The following is a 20,137-nucleotide window of genomic DNA, read 5'->3' on the forward strand; positions in this document are numbered from 1 at the left end:
TCCGCCCGTGGGCCGCGGCCGGGGCGGGCGGGGGTCGCGTAGCGTCGGGGTATGTCCGACACCGAGCAGTTCGACCTCGACGCCTATCTGGAGCGCATCGGGTGGGCGGGCGGCAGGCGGGCCGACCCGGCGACCCTGCGGGGTGTGCATCTGGCCCATGCGCTGTCCATCCCCTTCGAGAATCTGGACCCTGTGTCCGGCAGGGCTCCGTCGCTGGCTCCTGCCGATCTGATGGCCAAGATGGTCCGCGGCCGTCGCGGGGGCTACTGCTACGAGCACAACACCCTGCTCAGGCTGGCCCTTGAGGCGCTCGGCCTCCGGGTGAGCGGGCTGGCCGGCCGCGTGGTGCTGGGCGCGGAGACGGTGGAGAGCCGGCCGCGTACGCACATGATGCTGCGGGTCCAGGTGCCGGGCGATCCACAGCCGTATCTCGCGGACGTCGGGTTCGGGGCGGCCGGTGCGCTGCTGGCACCGGTACCGCTGACCGTCGGCACGGAGTTCGAGGGCGGCGGACGCCGGCACCGGCTCGTGCATCTGCCGCACGGCGGGCCGCTGGAGCTGTGGGCGCTGCAGGCGTACGTCCGGGAAGCGCGGGGGTTCGTGAGCCAGTACGCGTTCACGCTGGAGCCGTTCGCCGCGCCCGACTACGAGGTGTTCAACTGGCACATCGGCACCAACCCCCGTTCCCCCTTCACCCAGCGCCCCTATCTCCAGCGCACCACCCCCGAACGGCACCTCGCCCTCGACGGCGCCCGGCTGGTCGAGACCCGCGCCGACGGCACGGTGACCGAGCGGAAGCTGACCGAGGAGGCCGAGGCACGGCGCGTGGTGGAGGAGGAGTTCGGGATCGTCGTGCCCGAGGGGCTCAGGCTGCTCGGCTGATTCAGCGCCGAGCCGGCCAGTCGCCGCCCTCGATCGGCCGTCCCCGGGCCCGGAGCCGGGCGGCGACCGCCGGGGCGGCGAGGTACACCCAGGCCCGTACGGCGGTGCCGTCGCCGCGTACGACGTCCCGGGCGACGCGCTCGTACAGGTTGCGCGGGTCGCCCGGCGCGTACTCCTCCAGCCGGTCGAGTTCCGTGAGCAAGGAGCCGTACGACTCCGGGCGTGCGGTGACCAGTTCGCCGCTGACCGCCCCCGCCCCGGGTTCCTCGACGGCGTACGGATAGCCGGGTCCGTCGTAGAGCAGCGCGCCCGGAAGGCGGCCGGGCTCCTCGGTCCGGATGCGGCCCCGCAGGAACAGGTCATGGTTCGCCCCGCCGGGGCGGAGCGTGCCGTAGACGAAGAAGGGCAGCGGGTCTCGGGGCTCCGGAGTGATCACAGAAACGATTCTTCACCCCCGCCGGCCTCTCACACATCCCCATGCACATCTCCATGCGAATGCTATGGACATGACATGACGGCTGCCCTTAAATCGCGGTCGGTACCCGCGCCACCCCCATACCTCACAGGCGCCTCCCCCCAAGGAGACAGATGAGCCGGATACGTCCGCACGTCCGAGGATCCCGTCGTCTCGCCGCCGCCGGCGTCACCGCCACCACCGCCGCCCTGCTCGCCGCCGGACTCTCCCCCGCCGCCCACGCCGACGGCAGACCCACCCGGGCCACCGCCGTCGAGAACGCCGCGTCGGCCCTCGTGGCGCACGCCACGAGTCTGGGCCTGACCGCCGCCGAGGGCACCAGCGTCCGGGACGTGATCGTCGACAAGGACGGCACCCAGCACGTCCGCTACGACCGCACCTACCACCGACTGCCGGTACTCGGCGGCGACTTCGTGGTCCACCTGGCCCCGAACGGCGCCTACCGCAGCGCCGACCGGGCGACCAGGAGTCCCCTGTCCCTGTCCTCGGTCATCCCCGAGGTGACCGGCCCGAAGGCCGCCGGCCTCGCGGTCAACGCCCTGCGCGCCGCCAACCTCGGCGAGCGGCTGAAGAACGTCAAGGCCAAGCCGGAGCTGGTCGTCGACGCCCTGCACGGCACCCCGAAGCTGGCCTGGCGCACCAACGTCGCCGGCCAGGACTCGCTCGGCAACCCGGTCGCCCGCACCGTGCTGACCGACGCCCGCACCGGCGCCCAGATCGACGCCTGGGACAGCATCGAGACCGCCACCGGCGACGGCAAGTCGCTCTACAGCGGGACCGTGCCGCTGGAGACGACCCAGTCCGGTTCGTCGTACCAGCTGAAGGACCCGACGCGCGGCAACACCTACACCGGTGACGCGGAGAACAAGACCGACCTGTGCTTCTTCGGCATCTGCTTCGTCCGGGCCCCCGCGACCCTGTTCACGGACGCCGACAACCACTGGGGCTCGGGCAGCAACTCCGACCGCTCCTCGGCCGCCGTCGACGCCCAGTACGGCACCAACGAGACCTGGGACTACTACAAGAACGTCCAGGGCCGCAGCGGCATCGCCGGCGACGGCAAAGGCTCGTACAACCGGGTCCACTACGGCAGCAACTACAACAACGCGTTCTGGGACGACAGTTGCTTCTGCATGACGTACGGCGACGGCGACGGGACCACCTTCGGTCCGCTGGTCGCGCTGGACGTGGCCGGGCACGAGATGACGCACGGGGTGACCTCGAAGACGGCCGCGCTGACCTACTCGGGCGAGTCCGGCGGGCTCAACGAGGCCACCTCGGACATCCTCGGCACGATGGTCGAGTGGTACGCGAACAACCCCTCCGACCCCGGTGACTACCTCATCGGCGAGAAGATCGTGAAGCCCGGCTTCGGCAAGCCCGCCCTGCGCTTCATGGACAAGCCCTCCAAGGACGGCAACTCGGCGGACTACTGGAGCAGTTCGGTCGGCAACCTCGACGTCCACTACTCCTCGGGCGTCGCCAACCACTTCGCGTACCTGCTCGCGGAGGGCAGCGGCGCGAAGACCATCAACGGGGTCAGCTACGACTCGCCGACCTCCAACGGCTCGACGGTCACCGGCATCGGCCGGGACAAGGTCGGCAGGATCTGGTACCGGGCGCTGACGGTCTACATGACGTCCTCCACGAACTACAAGGGCGCCCGCACCGCCACCCTCAGCGCGGCCAAGGACCTCTACGGCGCGGGGAGCACGGAGTACAACGCGGTGGCCGCGGCCTGGAGCGCGGTCAACGTGAACTGAGCCCCTGAAACGCCCGAAGGCCGGCGCCCGTTCGGGCACCGGCCTTCGGTGTGCGCTCCGGTCAGCCGACCGGCTCCGGCTCCGGGGCCGGGGACTCGGCGGGCTGCTCCGGCCTGGTGTCCCGCATCACCAGGGTCGCCAGGACCGCCGCCGCGAGGACGCCGGCGGCGCTGACGGCGAAGGTGGTGGACATCGACGAGGCGAAGGCCTCGCGGGCCGCGCCGGCGAGGCCCGGGTGAGCCGTGGCGACCGCCTGGGCGATGGACCGGCGGGCCTCGGCGGGGGCGTCGGCGGGCATCCGGTGCGTGTAGCCGCTGGTGAGCAGCGAGCCGAGGATGGCGATGCCGAGGGCGGTGCCCGACTGCTGGATGGTGTCGTTCAGGGCCGAGCCGACGCCCGCCTTCTCGGGCGGGATCGTGCTCATGAGGGCGCCGACCGCCGCCGGCATGGCCGCGCCGGCACCGAGACCGAGGAGCCCCAGGGCGATCGCCGGGACGGTGAAGCCGGAGCCGGCGTCGACCGTGGTGAGCAGGGCGAAGCAGGCCACCATGATCAGCATGCCGGTCAGGACCACGAAGCGGTTGCCGATCTTCGCGGCCAGCTGCGCGCCGCCCGCGTTCCCGATGATCGCGGTCACGGCCAGCGGCAGGAAGGCCAGGCCCGCCTTGATCGGCGAGTAGCCGAGGACGAACTGCAGGTACTGGGTGAGGACCAGCAGCAGGCCGCCGTTGCCGATCTGGACCAGGGCCAGGGAGAGCGAACCGCCGCTGAAGTTGCGGTGCTTGAACAGGACCAGCGGGACCATCGGGGAGTCGGTGACGTTCTCCCAGATCACGAAGGCGGCGAGCGAGACGACCGCGACCGCGAGGCCGATCACGGCCCGGCCGCCGAAGGCACCGTGCTGCGGGATCTCGGTGATCCACCAGACCAGGGCGGTCATCCCGGCCGCGGACAGCACCGCGCCCAGCGGGTCGGCCTTCTGCCACGGCGCCTTCGACTCCGGCATCAGGGTCAGGCCCGCGACGACGGCCAGCGCGACCACGGGGACGTTGAGGAAGAAGATCGAGTGCCAGGAGAAGTGGTCGATCAGCACACCGCCCAGCACCGGGCTGCCCACCAGGCCGAGCATCGACACCGAGCCCCAGGCCGCCATCGCCCTGCCGCGCTCCTTCTCGTCGAAGACGGTGATGAGGATGGACAGGGTGGACGGCATGATCAGCGCGCCGCCGACGCCCATCGCCACCCGTATGGCGATCACTTGGCCCGGGTCGGCGGCGAATGTGCCGACCAGTGAGGCCGCACCGAACAGCAGCAGGCCGGTCAGCATCACCTTCCGGCGGCCGAAGCGGTCGCCGAGGCTGCCGGAGGTGAGCAACAGGCCGGCGAAGACCAGGATGTAGGAGTCGAGGATCCACTGGACGTCCTGGGCGCTCGCGCCGAGGTCCTCGGTCATCGAGGGCACGGCCACGGTGAGCGCCATGGTGTCGATCGTCAGGACCAGCGAGCTCAGGCAGAGCACGACGAGGATCCACCAGCGACGTGGGTTGCGGGTTTCCATCAGGGTTTTCCTTTCGGCTTCACCGGGCTGAGCACGCTGGACGCGAACGATGCGAACACTGCTCCCGTGATGCGTACACCGTTCCGTCCGTTGCGCACACTGTACGCACGGCGGAACAGTGTGCGCAACCCAAAGCGCTGTACGCTGACTGCGCACGATGTACGCACGCAGGCACCGGAGAACCCCGATCACTCCGAGCACCCCGAGGAGCGCCATGGCCGCCAAGGCGAAGCCGAACCCGATCCCCTCCGTATGGGCGCGGCAGAAGCAGGAACCGGAGCAGCCGGCGCTCAGCCGGGCCGCGATCGTCCGCGAGGCGATCGCCATGCTGGACGCGGACGGCGTCGAGGCGCTGAGCATGCGCAAGCTCGCCGCCCGTCTGAACGCCGGCGCGACCTCTCTGTACCGGCACGTCGCCACCAAGGACGAGCTGATGGAGCTGGCCGTGGACGAGGCCGCCGCCGAGATCCGCGTGCCGCCCGCGGACAGCCCCGACTGGCGGGCCGCCGTCACCGAGGCGGCGGGATCCTTCCGCGCGACCGCCCTCCGGCACCCCTGGGTGTCGTCCGTGATGGGCCAGGCGGGCCTCGTCTACCTGGGCCCCAACCTGATGTCGTTCTCCGAGCGGCTCGCCTCGCTGTTCATCGCGGCCGGTTTCCCCGAGCCCGATCAGGCGATCAGCACCCTGCTGGCGTACACGCTCGGCATGAGCACCACCGAGGCCGCCTGGCTCACCACGGTCGCCCGGTCCGGCCAGACGGAGGCCGAGTTCATCGCCCGGCTGATGCCCGCCGCCCAGGAGGCCGCGGCCGACCACACCAACCTCGCCGCCGCCTACGCCGCGTCCGAACGCCGGGACCCCGCGCGGGACCGGGACGCCAAGTTCGCCCACGGTCTGGACGTCGTCCTGGACGGACTGGCCCTGCGGCTGCCGCGGTAGGAACGGGACTCTCGCCGCCCAGGGCTGACGGCCCCTCGGGCGGGGCGAGTACGGCGCGCGCGGGGGTCACCCGTTCACCGCCGGCCGGCGCTCCATTCGTGTTCTTTTCGCGGGCGCCCCCAGGCACGCCCATGACCTGCCCGAACTCGGCGCCGCTAGGCCGTGCGGGTGCCGTGGGCGCCACCCGTTCAGCACGTTTCTGACGGACTTTCAGGAAGCGGTCCGGGCCGAGTGCCACTTACCTCGGTAGGGCAGGGGACGCGCCCCCTGAACGAGTCGGATGAACGAGTCGGACAAGCTCTGGGGAGCACCATGCGACGCACCGCCCGCCTGCTGACCGGTACCGCACTCGCCGTGGCCGCGGCGGGTCTCGCCGCGGCACCGGCCTACGGCGGCGGCACCGGCGTCCTGCAGGTGTACCCGTCCAGCGTGGTGCCGGGCGGCCAGGTCACGGTGAACACGGCCGCGTGCGGGGACAAGGGCACGGCGACGGGGGACGCGGGCGCGGTCGGCGCCGGGACCTTCACGCTGGCGCCCAGCACCCACCAGGGCGAGGCGATCGGCCAGTTCCGGGTGCCGGCGAGCGCGCAGCCGGGGACGTACGAGATCGTCGCCAAGTGCGCGGAGGGCACCAAGCAGGTCACGGGGGACCTGGTGGTGGCGTTGAGCGCGGCGCACGAGCAGGTGCAGCCGCGGGGAAGCGTGAAGACGGGGGTCGGCGGCGCACTCGGCCCCGGCCCCGTCCAGACCGCGGCGGGTGTGACGGCGCTGGCCGTCGCCGCCGCGGGCGGTACCTGGCTCCTGCATCGCCGGGCGAGAGGCGACGGGATCTGACGGACACCCTCCGCTGTCCGTCCGCCGGTACCGCATTGCCCCGCCCCCTCCGGGTCCGACGCCCCTCGCGGCCCGGAGGGGGCAGAGGGTCGGCCCGTCGGGGACCCGGGGCGGCCCGTCCGCCCCGGTGACCCGCCGGAATCCGCCCCGAGGATCCACCGAGTTCCGCCTCAGGGACCCGCCCCAGGTCCCGCCTCGCAGGAGTCCGTCTCCGGGAGAGGGGTTCGTATGCGCAGGATCGGGGACACCGCCATAGCCGCAGTGACCGTCGTCGCCCTCGGCTCGGGGGTGTGGCTGCTCGGCTCCGGGACGCATGCGCCACCGCAGCCGTCGGCCGCCGAGGGCCGGCCCGAGCCGGGCGAGGAGCGGCTCGCGGCCCCCGCTCTGGAGCCGTCGGCGCCCACCCGCATCCGGATCCCCGCGATCCGTGTGAACGCCCCTCTGATGGGCCTCGCCCTCACCCGCAGCGGGAGCCTGGACGTGCCGCCCGCCAAGGAGAAGAACCTCGCCGGCTGGTACGAGGCCGGCACCATGCCCGGCGAGACGGGCACCGCGATCATCGCGGGCCATGTCGACAACACCGAGGGCCCGGCCGTCTTCTACGACCTCGGCGCCCTGAAGCGGGGCGCCGTCATCGAGATCGGCCGCCAGGACGGCTCCGTGGCCGTGTTCACCGTGGACGCGGTGGAGGTGTACGCGGCCCGGGACTTCCCCGACGAGAAGGTGTACGGGGCGGCGACCCGTCCCGAGCTGCGGGTCATCACCTGCGGCGGCGGTTACTCGAAGGCCACCGGCTACCAGGGCAACGTGGTGGTCTTCGCGCATCTCACCGGCGGCCGCCGCTGACCTCAGTGTGCGGGCACCTCCCCGCCGAGGACGTGTTCCCTCCCCCACGCGCCGAGCGGCGCCAGCGCCTCGTTCAGCAGCGCGCCCTTCCCGGTCAGCGAGTACTCGACGCGGGGCGGCACCTCGTCGTACACCTCGCGGTGCACGATCCCGTCGGCCTCCAGTTCCCGCAGCTGCGCGGCGAGCACCTTCTCCGTCACGCCGGGCAGCTGCCGGCGCAGCTCCCCGAAGCGGTGCGGGCGCTCGTACAGCGCCCACAGGATCAGCACCTTCCACTTGCCGCCGATGACGTCCATCGCCGCGTCGATCCCGCAGACGTACGCCCCCGGCCGCCGCCCGATCGGCATCCGCTCCCCCTTCGCCGAACCCTTCACCGAGCCCTTCACCGAGCCCTTCGTTGGCTCTTCCCCACCCGCGCCCTTCCCCACAGGTAACCACCCACTTCGAAGTAGGTACTTACGCCGGGCGCTCCTCGGGACGAGCCTAGTCGTCATGACCGACAACTCCCTTTCCCCAAGCCCCCGTACGCCCGTCTCCCTGCTCGGCACCGGCGCCATGGGCACCGCGCTCGGCCGCGCCTGGCTCGCCGCCGGACATCCGCTGACCGTCTGGAACCGCACGCCCGGGCGGACCACGGCCCTGGCCGCCGAGGGCGCCACGGTCGCCCGGAGCGCGGCGGAGGCGGTCGCGGCCGGCCGGCTCGTCGTGGTGTGCCTGCTGGACGACGCGTCGGTGGGCGAGGCACTGGCGCGGGCCGAGCTCACCGGCCGGGACCTGGTGAACCTCACGACCGGCACCCCCGGCGAGGCCCGGACACGCGCCGCCTGGGCGAAGGAGCGCGGCGCCCGCTTCCTGGACGGCGGGATCATGGCCGTACCGCCGATGATCGGCGCGCCCGGCGCCTTTGTCCTCTACAGCGGCGACAGCGACCTGTTCGAGGAGCACGGGGACGTGCTGGCCGCGCCGGCCGGCACCGAGTACGTCGGCGCCGACCCGGGACTCGCCGCACTGCACGACGTGGCGCTGCTGAGCGGGATGTACGGCATGTTCGCCGGGATCACGCACGCCTTCGCGCTGGTGCGCGACGAGGACGTGGCGCCGAAGGAGTTCGCCGCGCTGCTCGTGCCGTGGCTGAACGCGATGGCGGCCATGGCCCACGGGACGGCCGGGCGGCTGGCGAGCGGCGATCTGACGACCGGGGTGGTTTCCAGCCTGGCCATGCAGGTCGCGGGCGCCGGGACGCTGCTGCGCGCGGCCGAGGAGCAGGGCGTGAGCAGCGAACTGCTGACCCCGTTCCTGGACCTGATGCGCCGCCGTCTGGCCGACGGGCACGGGGACGAGGACACCACGGGTCTGGTCGGCCTGCTGCGCGCACGGCCCTGACTCCTCGCACCTCACAGCCCTGCCCGGCGGGCGCCCGGACCCCTCACACCCCCGCCCCGCCCCCGCTGAGGGCAGCGTTCCTCGTGGGAAACAGGAGTGATGCGGCCGGGTAACCTCGGGGCCGCACGCTGCGATGCATGACCTCGAAAACGCGTGTGGTGGTGATCGGCGCCGGCCTCGCGGGCGTACGACTCGCCCGGCGGCTCGGCGAGCTGGGCACGCCCGCGCTGCTCGTCGGCGAGGAGGAGCACCGGCCCTACAACCGGGTCCTGCTCGCCGAGGTGCTGGCCGGCCGGTACGCCCCGGAGGTGATCGCCCTGCCCGCGCCCGGCGGCCTGGTGCGCACCCGGGTCACCGGCATCGACCGCGCGGCACGGCGCCTCGACTGCGCCGACGGCTCGTCGATCGCATACGACACGCTGGTGCTGGCCACCGGCTCCAACCCCGTGCTGCCGCCGCTGCGCGGCCTGTTCACCCCGGACCACCTGCTCCCGGAGGGCGTCCACGCGTTCCGCACGATGGACGACTGCCTGGGCCTGTCCAAGGCGGTACGGCCCGGTGTGCGGGCGGTCGTCATCGGCGGCGGGCTGCTCGGGGTCTCCTCCGCCCGCGCGCTCGCGGTGCGCGGCGCGCAGGTGGTGCTCGCCCAGCAGGCCGAGCGGCTCATGGAGCGCCAGCTCGACCCGAGCGCCTCCCGGCTGGTGCTGCGGCACCTGAGGGACCTCGGTGTCGAGGTGCACACCGAGTGCCGGGTGCGGGACGTGCGCTCGGTCGGCGGCGCGGTCCGCTCGGTGGAGCTGGCCGACGGGTACGCCCTCGACGCCGATCTCGTGGTGCTCGCCTGCGGGGTGCGACCGCGCTCCGGTCTGGCCGAACAGGCGGGACTCGCCGTCCGTAGGGGCGTCCTCGTCGACGACGAGCTGCGCACCTCGGACCCGCACATCCACGCCGTCGGCGACTGCGCCGAGCACGACGGCACGGTGTACGGCCTCGCCGCCCCGGCTCTCGAACAGGCCGACGCCCTCGCCGGACTCCTCGCGGGCGACGCCGAAAGCCCGGCGGCTCGCTACACCGGCACCCGTTCGCTGACCCGGCTGACCCTCACCGGTCCCGGATCCCCCTTCGACCTCGCCGCGTTCGGCGAGACCGAGGCCCGCCCCGGCGACGACGTCGTGCAGCTCGCCGACGCCACCCGGGGCACGTACCGCAAGGTCGTCGTCCGCGACGACCGCCTGGTCGGCGGGGTCCTGGTCGGCGAACTCGGCACCGTGGGCGCGCTCGCCCGCGCCTGGGAGGGAGCGGAGCCGCTCCCCGACGACGGCCCCCTGCTCCACCTGCTCACCAACGACGGAGGCTCCTGATGACCGCCACCCCGGGGGCCACCCCCACCATCGTGCTCGTCGGCCACGGCATGGTCGGCCAGCGCTTCCTCGAAGCGCTGGCCGAGCGCGGCCTGACCGCCACGCACCGCGTGGTCGTCCTGTGCGAGGAGCCGCGTCCGGCCTACGACCGCGTCGCCCTCACCTCGTACTTCTCGGGCAAGACCGCCGAGGACCTCTCCATGACCGACATGGAGTTCATCGGCACGCACGGCATCGAGCTGTACGTCGGCGACCCGGCGCAGACGATCGACCGCGAGGCGAAGCGGGTCACGGCGAGGTCGGGCCAGATCTTCGCGTACGACACCCTCGTCCTCGCCACCGGCTCGTACCCCTTCGTACCGCCGGTCCCGGGCAAGGACGCCGAGGGCTGCTTCGTCTACCGCACGATCGAGGACCTCCTCGCCATCGAGGCGTACGCGAAGACGAAGGCCCAGGTGGGCGCCGTCGTCGGCGGTGGACTGCTGGGACTTGAGGCGGCCGGTGCCCTCAAGGGCCTCGGACTCACCTCCCACATCGTGGAGTTCGCGCCGCGCCTGATGCCGGTGCAGGTCGACGAGGGCGGCGGCGCGGCCCTCCTGCGCACCATCGAGGAGATGGGCCTGAGCGTCCACACGGGCGTGGGCACGCAGGAGATCGTGGTCGGCCCGGACGGTGCCGTCACCGGCATGAAGCTGTCCGACGGCTCCGAACTCGCCGCCGACATGGTGGTGTTCAGCGCCGGTGTCCGCCCCCGCGACCAGCTGGCCCGCGACGCGGGCCTGGCGGTCGGCGAGCGCGGCGGCATCAGCGTCGACGAGCAGTGCCGTACGGTCACCGACCCGCATGTGTTCGCGATCGGCGAGTGCGCGCTGGCGGCGGACGGCCGGGTGTACGGCCTGGTGGCCCCGGGCTACGAGCAGGCGGAGACCGCCGCGGCCACCATCGCCGCCGACGAGGCCTCCTTCACGGGTGCCGACCTGTCCACCAAGCTGAAGCTGCTCGGCGTGGACGTGGCCTCCTTCGGCGACGCGCACGGCACGGCCGAGGACTGCCTGGACGTCGTCTACTCCGACTCCCGCGCCGGCCTGTACAAGAAGCTGGTCATCGGCCGGGACGGCACGCTGCTCGGCGGCATCCTGGTCGGTGACGCGGAGGCCTACGGCACCCTGCGCGCGCTGACCGGTTCGGTGCCCCCCGTCTCCCCCGAGTCGCTCGTCCTGCCCGCCGGAGCCGGCTCGGGGGACCGGCTCGGCCCGTCCGCCCTCCCGGACGAGGCGATCATCTGCTCCTGCCACAACGTCAGCAAGGGCACGATCCGCGGCGCGGTCAGCGAGCACCGGTGCACCACCGTGCCCGAGGTGAAGAAGTGCACCAAGGCCGGTACCGGCTGCGGAAGTTGTGTGAAGGTGCTCGGCCAGCTGGTCACCGCCGAGCTGGAGGCCTCCGGCGTCGAGGTCGACAAGGGCCTGTGCGGATGCTTCGCGCAGACCCGCGAGGAGCTGTACGAGATCGTCCTGGCCCTGCGCATCACCTCGTACCAGGACCTGCTGGACCGCCACGGCCGCGAGGATGCCCGGGGCGGCGACGGCTGCGAGGTCTGCAAGCCGGCCGTGGCCTCCGTCCTCGCCTCGCTCGCCCCGGCGATCGGCGCGAGCGGCTATGTCCTCGACGGCGAGCAGGCGGCCCTCCAGGACACCAACGACCACTTCCTCGCCAACCTGCAGAAGAACGGCTCGTACTCGGTGGTGCCGCGCATTCCCGGCGGGGAGATCGCGCCCGAGAAGCTGATCGTGATCGGCGAGATCGCCCGGGACTTCGGCCTCTACACGAAGATCACCGGCGGCCAGCGGATCGACATGTTCGGCGCGCGCGTGGAACAGCTCCCGCTGATCTGGACGCGTCTGGTGGACGCCGGCTTCGAGTCCGGGCACGCCTACGGCAAGTCGCTGCGCACGGTGAAGTCCTGCGTCGGGCAGACCTGGTGCCGCTACGGCGTCCAGGACTCGGTGCGCATGGCGATCGACCTGGAGCTGCGCTACCGGGGGCTCAGGTCGCCCCACAAGCTCAAGTCCGCCGTCTCCGGCTGCGCCCGCGAGTGCGCGGAGGCCCAGTCGAAGGACTTCGGCGTCATCGCCACCGCGAGCGGCTGGAACCTGTACGTCGGCGGCAACGGCGGCGCCACCCCGCGACACGCGGACCTGCTGGCCCAGGACCTCTCCGATGCCGAACTGGTCCGCCTGATCGACCGGTTCCTGATGTTCTACATCCGCACCGCCGACCGGCTGGAGCGCACCTCCACCTGGCTGGAGCGGATCCCGGGCGGTCTCGACCATGTGCGCGAGGTGGTCGTGGCGGACTCCCTCGGCATCTGCGAGGAGCTGGAGTCCCTGATGGCCGCGCACGTCGCGCACTACCGCGACGAGTGGGCCGAGACCATCAACGACCCCGAGAAGCTGGCCCGGTTCGTGTCCTTCGTGAACGCGCCGGACACCCCGGACCCGGTGGTCGCCTTCGTCCCCGAGCGGGACCAGATGAAGCCCGACCTGCCGCTGCTCGCCATCGGCCGCCGTCCCCTGGAAGACGCACTGGAAGGAAGCGCCCAGCGATGACCCTGGCACCCGAGACGACCGATCTGTCGGTCCAGCTCCAGCTGGAGGACGGCTGGTTCACGGTCTGCGACCTGAGCCGGCTGCTGCCCGGCCGGGGGATGGCGGCGCTGCTGCCCGACGGCCGCCAGGCCGCCCTGTTCCGCGACCGCAACGGCACCCTGTACGCGATCGACAACCGCGACCCCTTCTGCGGCGCGGCCGTTCTCTCCCGGGGCCTGACCGGCACCCGGCAGGGCCGCCCGTTCGTGGCGTCCCCGCTGCTCAAGCAGTGCTTCGACCTGGAGACCGGGCAGTGCCTGGACGACGAGTCGGTGCGTGTCGCCACCTACGAGGTGCGGGTGGCGTAACCAGCGATCTTGACCGATCGTTTCAGAAAGACCTAGGCTGCACCCCGTGGCCAGGACCAAGGAATTCGACCCGGACGCCGCGCTGCAGTCAGCCCTGGAGCTGTTCTGGCGGCGCGGCTACGAGGCCACCTCGATGGCCGACCTGGTGGAGCACCTCGGCATCGGCAGAGCGAGCCTGTACGCGACCTTCGGGAGCAAGCACGAGCTGTATCTGAAGGCACTGGAGCGCTACGAGCGATCGGGCCTGACACGGATCGTGCGCGAGCTGTCCGGGCCAGGCCCCGCCCTGCCCGCCGTACGAGCGGTCGTGCGCCGGTACGCGGCGGAGGCGGCCCACGAGGAACTGCGCCACAACGGCTGCCTGATCACGAACGCGGCGACCGAGCTGGCCCCGCACGACCCGGCCGCCGCACGGCAGGTCGAGCGCAACTGGGACCACGTGGAAACCCTGCTGCACTCGGCGCTCGTGCGCGCCCAGGCCCAGGGCGAGCTGGCCGAGATCCGCGATCCGCTCGCCCTCGCCCGCATGCTGCTGGTGCTGATGCAGGGCCTGCGGGTGGTCGGCAAGGCGTCCTCGGACCCGGCCCGGGTCCGGGACGCGGCGGACCAGGCACTGGCACTGCTCGACTGACACGCCCCTCTCCCGAGGGGCGTTTTCCACACCCTCATACTGAACCGATCGTTCTACATAAGGGGAGATCATGACCCTCACCCGTTTCACCGGCAGGACCGCCCTCGTCACCGGCGCGGGCTCCGGCATCGGACGCGCCGTGGCGCTCGCCCTCGCGGCCGAGGGGGCCCGCGTGGTCGTGGCCGGGCGCCGTCCGGAGCCGCTGGACGAGACGGTCCGGCTGATCGAGGAGCAGGGCGGCGAGGCCCTCGCGGTGATCGCCGACGTCTCCCGCGCCGCCGACGCCGAGGCGCTGGTCCAGGCCGCCGTGGAGCACTTCGGCTCGCTCGACGTGGCCGTCAACAACGCCGGCGTCCTGCGCGGCGGGCAGCCCCTCGCCGACCTGCCCGAGGACGACTGGCACGCCCAGCTCGCCACCAACCTCACCGGCGTCTACCTGGCCCTGAAGGCCCAGGTCCGCCGGATGCGCACCCAGCCCTCGGGCGGCGCGATCGTCAACGTGTCCTCCAACCTCGGCCGGCACGCCGCCTTGGCCGGAGCCGCCGCCTACGCGGCGACCAAGGCCGCCGTGACCGCCCTCAGCCGGGGCGCCGCCCTGGACCACATCGGCGACGGCGTCCGTATCAACGTGGTCAGCCCCGGCGCCACCGCCACCTCCATGTCGCTGCGCCCCGGAGAGACCGAGGAGGGCCGGGCCGACCGTGCCAAGGCCACCCTCCCGCTCGGCCGGATCTCCACCACCGAGGAGGTCGCCGCCGCCGTCCTCTACCTGGCCTCCGACGCCGCGGCCTCGCTGGTCGGCACCGATCTGGTGGTGGACAGCGGCGCCTCCCTGTGAGCACGCGGGTTCACGGGCCGGGGCTGTCGGACCCGCCGTAGTGGTGCGGCTGGACCCCTTCGACATCGGTCAGGTCGTCGCCCACCGCGTCGAGCTGCTGTCGTTCGTACTCGTTGAGGAACGGAAACAGGGCTCCGCAGTCGCGACAGGCCCGCGCGAGGTCGGCGTCGAACGTCGGCCGGGGCTTCAGGATTCCCGGGCGGCGGAACCTCAGCCGCAAGCGTTCGTAGGCCCTCTCGCCCGACGTGAGCTCCCCGACCGGACTGAGCCGGCCGGAGCCGCATATCCAGCAGCGCATGCGGAAGACCCTACCGGTCCCTAGTCGATCCCCGACCGCTCCACCCCCGCCACGATCCACCGCTGGAAGCACAGGAAGACGAGCAGCAGCGGCAGGATCGACACGGCGGCGGCGACGAACAGCTCGTGCAGCCGGATCACCTGGGACGTGGTGAAGGACGACAGCGCCACCTGCACCGTCCAGGCGTTCTGGTCCTGCCCGATGACCAGGGGCCACAGGAAGGAGTTCCACGCGCCGAGGAACACGATGGTCCCGACGGCCGCGAACACCGGCCGCGCGTTCGGCACGACGACCAGCCAGTACGTGCGCCAGTACCCGAGCCCGTCGACCTGCGCCGCGTCCTCCAGCTCCCGGGGAAAGCCCAGGAAGTACTGCCGGAAGACGAAGCAGGCGAAGGCCGAGAACAGCGTCGGGACGATCAGTCCCCGCAGCGTGGAGATCCAGCCCAGCGACGACACCAGCACAAAGCTGGGCACGAACGTCACGGCGGCCGGGACCAGGAGGGTGCCGAGGATGCCGTAGAAGACCTTGTTCGCGTGCCGGTAGGGGATGCGGGCGAGGCCGTAGCCCGCGAGGGAGGCGAGCAGGAGGGTGCCGAGCGTGGTCGCGACGGCGATCAGCGCGCTGTTGAGGAGGGAGCGGGCGAAGGGGACGGAGGGGTCGTCGAACAGTTCCCGGACGTTCCCCCACCTCAACTCGCCCGGAAAGAAGGTCCATTCGGGCGAGGTGATGTCCCGCTCGCTCGACAGACCGTTGCGGACCAGCAGATAGAAGGGGATCAGGAACAGCAGGGCGAGCGCGATCAGCAGCACCAGCCTGAGCGCCCGCCCGGCCCGCACCAGGGCGTCATCCATCGGTGTCCGTCCTTCCCAGCCTCAGCCACCGCGCCTGCCCGACCGTCACGACGGCGATGACCAGCGCGAGGATCACCGCCCCCGCGCTGCCGAGCCCCAGGTTCTGCCCCTGTCCCAGGGCGGTGTAGTAGAGGTAGACGAGCGGCGGCCGGGCGTAGGGCGGATAACCCCGCGCGTCGGACAGCAGGTTGTAGAACTCGTCGAAGGCCTGGAAGGCGTTGATGACGAGCAGCAGCACCACCGCGACCGAGGTGGCCCGCAGCTGGGGCAGGGTGATGTGCCGCAGCACGGTCCAGCCGGGCCGGGCCCCGTCCACGGCGGCCGCCTCGTAGAGCACCGGGTCGATCCGCTGGAGCCCGGCGAGGAAGAGGATCATGTAGAACCCGGCCTGCAGCCACAGCCGTACGGTGACGATGACCAGCCAGTACCAGGGCGGATCGGTGGTGGACAGCCAGGCGACGGGATCGCCGCCGAACCACCCCAGCACGGTGTTCGCGAGCCCGAACCGCACCCCGTTGAACAGCGACATCTTCCACACGAGCGCCGCGACGACGTAACTGCACGCGGCGGGCAGGAAGAACACGGACCGGAAGAAGGCCCGCGCCCGCCGGAGGCGGTTCACCATCAGGGCGAGGGAGAGCGAGAAGACGTAGGTGGCGGGCACGATGAACGCGGTGAAGACGAGGAAGGTCCTCAGGCTGTCGAGGAACGCGTCGTCCCTCAGCATCGCCGTGTAGTTGTGCAGCCCGACGAAGTGCGTGGGCGTGACGGTGTTGTGGGCGTCGAAGAAGCTGAGCGCCACGCTCCACAGCAACGGGACGTAGGTGAACAGGGCGAGCCCGAGGGCGAAGGGCCCGACGAAGACCCAGAACCAGAAGGCGTTCCGCCTGCTCACGGCTTCTTCTTTACGCGGTCGAGCTCGTCCGACACCTTCCGTACGACGGCCCGCAGCTCGCTCTCGGGACCGGCACCGCTCTTGATGATCCGGCTGAGCGCGTCCTGGTAGGCGGTCTGGGCGGCCGGGGTCCACAGCAGCGGCTGGGCGTAGCCGTACTCGGTGGTGAAGCGGACGGCGTCGGCGGCCGCGCCCGACCTCAGCTTGGCGGCCCTCTTCGCGAGGGAGATCCGGGCCGGGATGTGGAAGCCGTAGGAGAGCGCGAAGTCCTCCTGGTAGTCGGTGCGTTCGACCCACAGCCACTTCACGTACTCCTTGGCGGCCTGCCTGTGCCCGCCGCGCGCGCTGACGGCCGCGCCGTACGCGCCGACGGGAACCGAGGGCCGGCCGTGCGCGCCGTCCCGGGGGAAGGGAAGCACCCCGAAGTCGTCGCCGAGTTCCTTCCGCACCTGGGGCAGCGCCCACAGTCCGGACCACTGCATCGCGGTCAGGCCCTGGAGGAAGGCGGAGGGGTCGGACCAGTCGGCGGGGGCGCCGAGGAGGAGGGACTTGTCGGCGTACAGCTGGTGCAGCTTGCCGAGGGTGCGGGCGGCGGCGGGGTCGTCGAAGCCGACCTTGCCGTCGTCGGTGACGAGCTGGAGTCCGGCGGCGTAGAGGGGAGTTCCGCCGAGCACGCCGGCGCCCCCGTCGTTGCCGAGGAAGAGCCCCTTGGTCTTGCTGTCGGTGAGCTTCCGGGCGGCGTCGACGAGGGCGTCCAGGGTGGCGGGCGGCTCGACTCCCGCGTCCTTCAGCAGGCTCTTGCGGTAGTAGAGGAGCTGCGTGTCGATGACCTGGGGGATGGCCCAGATCTTCCCGTCGTACGTCTTCGGGGTGAGCACGGCCGGGTTGAAGTCGTCCTTGACCCCGTCGAGCAGCTCGGTGAGGTCGACGACCTGACCGGCCTGGATCTGGTCGAGCGTGGGCCCGTTGACCTCGAAGACATCGGGTCCGGAGCCGGTGAGCAGGGCGGCGGCGGTCTGCTGGTCGTAGTTGCCGGGCCGCCACTGAACGCTGATGTGCGCCTTCTTGTAGGCGCCGGCGTACCGCTCGACGGCCTGCTCGGCCCCCGTCTCTCCGTACTGGTGGTACCACTGCGACAGCCGAGGCCCGGAGCCCCCGCCGTCGCCCCGTCCGGTGTTCGATCCGCACGCGGTGAGCAGTCCGGCGCCCACGCCCGCTGCCAGCAGCGTCCTACGGTTGATGCTCGTCATCATGTGCCCCCTGACGTCGGTCATCGATGCACGGCCCAACGATCAACCCTGCACCGCGATTACGAAAGGGGAGTTGCGGCCGTGTGTCACACCTTGAGATCCGTGTGGTCCACGCCGGTCAGCCGCACGGAGGCGTCCCAGAGCCGGTTCGCCGCCCGGTCGTCGAGCGTCCACGGCGCCCGCCAGGACGGCGCGGGCGCACCCCGCCACATCGCGAAGGACGGCCCGTGGAAGGAGTCCGGCCGTACCCCGGGCGCGGTCGCCGCGTACAGCGTGGGCAGGGCGCCCGCCTCCGCGGACTGGGCGAGGACCCGGTTGCCCAGCTCCATCAGCCGCTCGGCACCCCGCCGCCCCTCTGCGCGCGGCCCGGCGGTCTGGAGGTTGGTGGCGGCGTACCCCGGGTGCGCGGCGGCCGCGACGACATCGGCGCCGTGGGCGGCGAGCCTGCGGGCCAGCTCATGGGTGAAGAGGAGATTGGCGGTCTTGGACCGGGCGTAGGCGATCCAACGCCGGTAGCGCCGCTCGCCGTTGAGGTCGTTCAGGTCGACGTTGGCGAGGACGTGCAGAAAGCTGGAGACGGTCACGACGCGGGCGCCCGGGGTGGCCAGCAGGGCGGGCAGCAGCAGCCCGGTGAGGGCGAAGTGGCCGAGGTGGTTGACCCCGAACTGCGTCTCGAACCCGTCCGCCGTCGTCCCGTACGGCGGCGCCATCACGCCCGCGTTGTTGACGAGCAGGTCGAGCCGGTCGTACGGCAACCGGTCCGCGAAGTCGCGCACGGACCCCAGGTCCCCGAGATCCAGCCGTGTGACCTCCACCTCGGCCCCCGGCACCTCCGCCGTGATCCGGTCCCCCGCATCCCGCCCGCGCGCCTCGCTCCGGCAGGCGAGCACCACCCGGGCCCCCTTACGGGCGAGCTCCCGCGCGGTGACGTACCCGAGCCCGCTGTTGGCACCGGTGACGACGGCGAGGCGGCCGCTCTGGTCGGGGATGTTCCGCGCTGTCCAGCCCATGGGCCCAGCGTAGGCGGCGGGAGCGTCAGCGCAGTGCGGCCTCGCCCGTGTGGACGGCACGCAGGGCGCGCTCGACCGTCTCCTGGCTCTCGCCGACCGGAGCCACGTAACCGAGGACGTCACGCGCGGCGTCCTCGCCGAGCGTGCGGGTGATCACCCACGTGGCGAGGTACTGGGAGGCCAGGCAGCCGCCCGCCGTGGCGATGTCCCCCTCGGCGTGGAACGGCGCGTCCAGCACGGTGACGCCGCAGGCCTCGACAAAGGGCCGGCTCTTCATGTCCGTGCAGGCGGGCATGGACTCCAGCAGCCCGAGCCGAGCGAGCACCAGCGCGCCCGAACACTGCGCGCCGATCAGCTGTCGCGAAGGGTCGAGCGGCAGCCGGGAGATCAGCCGGTCGTCGGCGACCACGTCGCGCGTCTTCACCCCGCTGCCGATCAGCACGACGTCGGCTTCGGTCACGAACTCCATCGGGCGCTGCCCGGACACCTCGACGCCGTTCATCGACGTGACCACCGGCGTCGGCGTCGTGATGAAGGCCTCCAGGCCGTCCTTCCGGCACCGGTTGATCAGCGCGGACGCGACGAAGCTGTCGAGCTCGTTGAATCCGTCAAAGGTGACCACGGCTACCTGCACGGCATCTCCTCACGGTACGGGGTGAACGCGCACACAACTTTTTCCGACGGCGGCGCATCCAACATAGCGACCTCATCAATCCACCGGCTCGATGAAGGCGGAAGCGCCATGTCTCTGAACACTCGGCTCCTCTCCCGGCACGGCCTGGCCGCCGCCCTGACCGCCGCCGCGGCACTCGCGACGGCGGGCGTCGCATGGAGCGCCACGACGACGTCGGCGGCGACAGCGACGACGACGACCGGCACGACGGTTCGGGCGTCCGCCGCTCCGCGCACCTGCGCCTTGAACGACCTGTACGTTTCCATGGGCCACAAGGAGGGCGCGGCCGGATCGCTGTACTGGTCCGTCCAGTTCACCAACACCAGCACCACCCCGTGCGCCCTGCGCGGCTACCCGGGCGTCAGCGTCCTGGACACCGCGCACCGGCAGATAGGACCGGCCGCCGCCCACAGCGGCACGTCGTACTCCACCGTCGCCCTCGGCCCCGGGCACTCCGCGTCCGCGGTCGCGCGCACCACCAACGGCCCGATCGGCGGCCCCTGCCTGCGCACCGGCTCCTACCTGAGGATCTACCCGCCGGCCTCGCACACCGCCGTCCTCGTCCCCGCACGCTGGACGACGTGTTCGAATAGCTTCCAGGTCGGCCCGATCAACACGGAGGGCACCTTCTGAGCCGCTGACCGCACAACGTACGCCGGAAGGGCGGCGCCCCGGGCGTGGTGCCGCGCC

The 20,137-nt window shown here is 72.0% G+C and carries 21 protein-coding genes; 12 read left to right on the forward strand and 9 right to left on the reverse strand.

Translation table 11 applies throughout. From position 1 onward, the window contains the following. The first annotated feature begins 51 nt into the window (after nt 1-51). The gene (locus AVL59_RS39440; protein WP_067314178.1) at nt 52-882 is read left to right on the forward strand and encodes an arylamine N-acetyltransferase family protein; all 831 of its coding nucleotides are present in this window, start codon (nt 52-54) and stop codon (nt 880-882) included. A gap of 1 nt (nt 883) precedes the next feature. Here AVL59_RS39440 and AVL59_RS39445 read toward each other — a convergent pair whose 3' ends face one another. Next, nucleotides 884-1,318 carry a gamma-glutamylcyclotransferase family protein gene (locus AVL59_RS39445; RefSeq protein ID WP_067314181.1) on the reverse strand — a complete coding sequence of 145 codons (435 nt, stop codon included), beginning with the start codon at nt 1,316-1,318 and terminating at the stop codon, nt 884-886. A 152-nt stretch (nt 1,319-1,470) separates the two neighbouring features. Here AVL59_RS39445 and AVL59_RS39450 point away from each other — a divergent pair, with 152 nt between their 5' ends. Further along, nucleotides 1,471-3,120 carry a M4 family metallopeptidase gene (locus AVL59_RS39450; protein WP_067314183.1) on the forward strand — a complete coding sequence of 550 codons (1,650 nt, stop codon included), beginning with the start codon at nt 1,471-1,473 and terminating at the stop codon, nt 3,118-3,120. A gap of 61 nt (nt 3,121-3,181) precedes the next feature. On the opposite strand, the gene AVL59_RS39455 is transcribed toward AVL59_RS39450, so the two are convergent. Further along, entirely contained in the window at nt 3,182-4,678 is a 1,497-nt protein-coding gene (locus AVL59_RS39455; RefSeq protein ID WP_067314185.1) for an MFS transporter, read from the reverse strand. Nucleotides 4,679-4,892: 214 nt separating this feature from the next. Between AVL59_RS39455 and AVL59_RS39460 the strand changes: the two genes are divergently transcribed. The 3 genes from AVL59_RS39460 to AVL59_RS39470 all read left to right on the forward strand — a co-directional run bounded on the left by AVL59_RS39460 (nt 4,893) and on the right by AVL59_RS39470 (nt 7,298). Next, nucleotides 4,893-5,618 carry a TetR/AcrR family transcriptional regulator gene (locus AVL59_RS39460; protein WP_067314187.1) on the forward strand — a complete coding sequence of 242 codons (726 nt, stop codon included), beginning with the start codon at nt 4,893-4,895 and terminating at the stop codon, nt 5,616-5,618. Nucleotides 5,619-5,930: 312 nt separating this feature from the next. After that, on the forward strand, nt 5,931-6,452 hold the full coding sequence (locus AVL59_RS39465) for a hypothetical protein (protein WP_067314189.1): 522 nt from the start codon (nt 5,931-5,933) through the stop codon (nt 6,450-6,452). 228 nt (nt 6,453-6,680) lie between these two features. Beyond that, nucleotides 6,681-7,298 (forward strand): class F sortase, encoded by a 618-nt coding sequence (locus tag AVL59_RS39470; protein ID WP_067314191.1) that lies wholly within the window; start codon nt 6,681-6,683, stop codon nt 7,296-7,298. A gap of 2 nt (nt 7,299-7,300) precedes the next feature. On the opposite strand, the gene AVL59_RS39475 is transcribed toward AVL59_RS39470, so the two are convergent. After that, on the reverse strand, nt 7,301-7,645 hold the full coding sequence (locus AVL59_RS39475; RefSeq protein ID WP_067318290.1) for a winged helix-turn-helix transcriptional regulator: 345 nt from the start codon (nt 7,643-7,645) through the stop codon (nt 7,301-7,303). Nucleotides 7,646-7,790: 145 nt separating this feature from the next. Between AVL59_RS39475 and AVL59_RS39480 the strand changes: the two genes are divergently transcribed. From AVL59_RS39480 to AVL59_RS39505, 6 genes are all read left to right on the forward strand, one after another. After that, nucleotides 7,791-8,681, forward strand: coding sequence for an NAD(P)-dependent oxidoreductase (locus AVL59_RS39480; protein WP_067314193.1), 891 nt, complete (start codon nt 7,791-7,793; stop codon nt 8,679-8,681). A gap of 137 nt (nt 8,682-8,818) precedes the next feature. Beyond that, nucleotides 8,819-10,042: an NAD(P)/FAD-dependent oxidoreductase gene (locus tag AVL59_RS39485; RefSeq protein WP_067314195.1), complete on the forward strand. Its 1,224-nt coding sequence runs from the start codon at nt 8,819-8,821 to the stop codon at nt 10,040-10,042. After that, nucleotides 10,042-12,651: a nitrite reductase large subunit NirB gene (gene nirB / locus AVL59_RS39490; RefSeq protein WP_067314197.1), complete on the forward strand. Its 2,610-nt coding sequence runs from the start codon at nt 10,042-10,044 to the stop codon at nt 12,649-12,651. Before AVL59_RS39485 ends, nirB begins: the two co-directional genes overlap by 1 nt. Then, nucleotides 12,648-12,998, forward strand: coding sequence for a nitrite reductase small subunit NirD (nirD, locus tag AVL59_RS39495; protein ID WP_067314199.1), 351 nt, complete (start codon nt 12,648-12,650; stop codon nt 12,996-12,998). Before nirB ends, nirD begins: the two co-directional genes overlap by 4 nt. Nucleotides 12,999-13,044: 46 nt before the next feature. Continuing rightward, nucleotides 13,045-13,629, forward strand: coding sequence for a TetR/AcrR family transcriptional regulator (locus tag AVL59_RS39500; RefSeq protein WP_067314201.1), 585 nt, complete (start codon nt 13,045-13,047; stop codon nt 13,627-13,629). Between the two features lie 70 nt (nt 13,630-13,699). Next, a complete protein-coding gene (locus AVL59_RS39505) occupies nt 13,700-14,467 on the forward strand; it encodes an SDR family NAD(P)-dependent oxidoreductase (RefSeq protein WP_067314203.1) in 768 nt (255 codons plus the stop codon). Nucleotides 14,468-14,477: 10 nt separating this feature from the next. Here the strand turns inward: AVL59_RS39505 and AVL59_RS39510 are convergent, their stop codons facing one another. The 6 genes from AVL59_RS39510 to AVL59_RS39535 form a co-directional block, all read right to left on the reverse strand. Continuing rightward, nucleotides 14,478-14,765 carry a hypothetical protein gene (locus AVL59_RS39510; protein WP_067314205.1) on the reverse strand — a complete coding sequence of 96 codons (288 nt, stop codon included), beginning with the start codon at nt 14,763-14,765 and terminating at the stop codon, nt 14,478-14,480. Nucleotides 14,766-14,785: 20 nt separating this feature from the next. Further along, nucleotides 14,786-15,619, reverse strand: a complete 834-nt coding sequence (locus AVL59_RS39515) for a carbohydrate ABC transporter permease (protein WP_067314207.1) — start codon at nt 15,617-15,619, stop codon at nt 14,786-14,788. Further along, nucleotides 15,612-16,514, reverse strand: a complete 903-nt coding sequence (locus AVL59_RS39520) for a carbohydrate ABC transporter permease (RefSeq protein WP_067314208.1) — start codon at nt 16,512-16,514, stop codon at nt 15,612-15,614. The genes AVL59_RS39515 and AVL59_RS39520 overlap by 8 nt, the downstream gene beginning before the upstream one ends. Further along, entirely contained in the window at nt 16,511-17,764 is a 1,254-nt protein-coding gene (locus tag AVL59_RS39525) for an ABC transporter substrate-binding protein (RefSeq protein ID WP_208870646.1), read from the reverse strand. Before AVL59_RS39525 ends, AVL59_RS39520 begins: the two co-directional genes overlap by 4 nt. Nucleotides 17,765-17,850: 86 nt before the next feature. Further along, nucleotides 17,851-18,774, reverse strand: a complete 924-nt coding sequence (locus AVL59_RS39530) for an oxidoreductase (protein WP_067314210.1) — start codon at nt 18,772-18,774, stop codon at nt 17,851-17,853. Between the two features lie 25 nt (nt 18,775-18,799). Next, entirely contained in the window at nt 18,800-19,408 is a 609-nt protein-coding gene (locus tag AVL59_RS39535; RefSeq protein WP_067314212.1) for a DJ-1/PfpI family protein, read from the reverse strand. A 108-nt stretch (nt 19,409-19,516) separates the two neighbouring features. Between AVL59_RS39535 and AVL59_RS39540 the strand changes: the two genes are divergently transcribed. Then, on the forward strand, nt 19,517-20,080 hold the full coding sequence (locus AVL59_RS39540; protein ID WP_067314214.1) for a DUF4232 domain-containing protein: 564 nt from the start codon (nt 19,517-19,519) through the stop codon (nt 20,078-20,080). Nucleotides 20,081-20,137 lie beyond the last annotated feature (57 nt).

This window comes from Streptomyces griseochromogenes (genome assembly GCF_001542625.1).
GTDB classification, from domain to species: domain Bacteria; phylum Actinomycetota; class Actinomycetes; order Streptomycetales; family Streptomycetaceae; genus Streptomyces; species Streptomyces griseochromogenes.

Excerpts from the sequence above, each read along its gene's own strand:
- AVL59_RS39450 (WP_067314183.1), top strand. The coding sequence starts at position 1,471 with ATGAGCCGGATACGTCCGCACGTCCGAGGATCCCGTCGTCTCGCCGCC.
- AVL59_RS39510 (WP_067314205.1), bottom strand. The coding sequence starts at position 14,765 with ATGCGCTGCTGGATATGCGGCTCCGGCCGGCTCAGTCCGGTCGGGGAG.
- AVL59_RS39455 (WP_067314185.1), bottom strand. The coding sequence starts at position 4,678 with ATGGAAACCCGCAACCCACGTCGCTGGTGGATCCTCGTCGTGCTCTGC.
- AVL59_RS39440 (WP_067314178.1), top strand. The coding sequence starts at position 52 with ATGTCCGACACCGAGCAGTTCGACCTCGACGCCTATCTGGAGCGCATC.
- AVL59_RS39525 (WP_208870646.1), bottom strand. The coding sequence starts at position 17,764 with ATGACGAGCATCAACCGTAGGACGCTGCTGGCAGCGGGCGTGGGCGCC.
- AVL59_RS39530 (WP_067314210.1), bottom strand. The coding sequence starts at position 18,774 with ATGGGCTGGACAGCGCGGAACATCCCCGACCAGAGCGGCCGCCTCGCC.
- AVL59_RS39465 (WP_067314189.1), top strand. The coding sequence starts at position 5,931 with ATGCGACGCACCGCCCGCCTGCTGACCGGTACCGCACTCGCCGTGGCC.
- AVL59_RS39480 (WP_067314193.1), top strand. The coding sequence starts at position 7,791 with ATGACCGACAACTCCCTTTCCCCAAGCCCCCGTACGCCCGTCTCCCTG.
- nirD (WP_067314199.1), top strand. The coding sequence starts at position 12,648 with ATGACCCTGGCACCCGAGACGACCGATCTGTCGGTCCAGCTCCAGCTG.
- AVL59_RS39540 (WP_067314214.1), top strand. The coding sequence starts at position 19,517 with ATGTCTCTGAACACTCGGCTCCTCTCCCGGCACGGCCTGGCCGCCGCC.
- AVL59_RS39475 (WP_067318290.1), bottom strand. The coding sequence starts at position 7,645 with ATGCCGATCGGGCGGCGGCCGGGGGCGTACGTCTGCGGGATCGACGCG.
- AVL59_RS39505 (WP_067314203.1), top strand. The coding sequence starts at position 13,700 with ATGACCCTCACCCGTTTCACCGGCAGGACCGCCCTCGTCACCGGCGCG.
- AVL59_RS39460 (WP_067314187.1), top strand. The coding sequence starts at position 4,893 with ATGGCCGCCAAGGCGAAGCCGAACCCGATCCCCTCCGTATGGGCGCGG.
- AVL59_RS39515 (WP_067314207.1), bottom strand. The coding sequence starts at position 15,619 with ATGGATGACGCCCTGGTGCGGGCCGGGCGGGCGCTCAGGCTGGTGCTG.
- AVL59_RS39470 (WP_067314191.1), top strand. The coding sequence starts at position 6,681 with ATGCGCAGGATCGGGGACACCGCCATAGCCGCAGTGACCGTCGTCGCC.
- AVL59_RS39485 (WP_067314195.1), top strand. The coding sequence starts at position 8,819 with ATGACCTCGAAAACGCGTGTGGTGGTGATCGGCGCCGGCCTCGCGGGC.
- nirB (WP_067314197.1), top strand. The coding sequence starts at position 10,042 with ATGACCGCCACCCCGGGGGCCACCCCCACCATCGTGCTCGTCGGCCAC.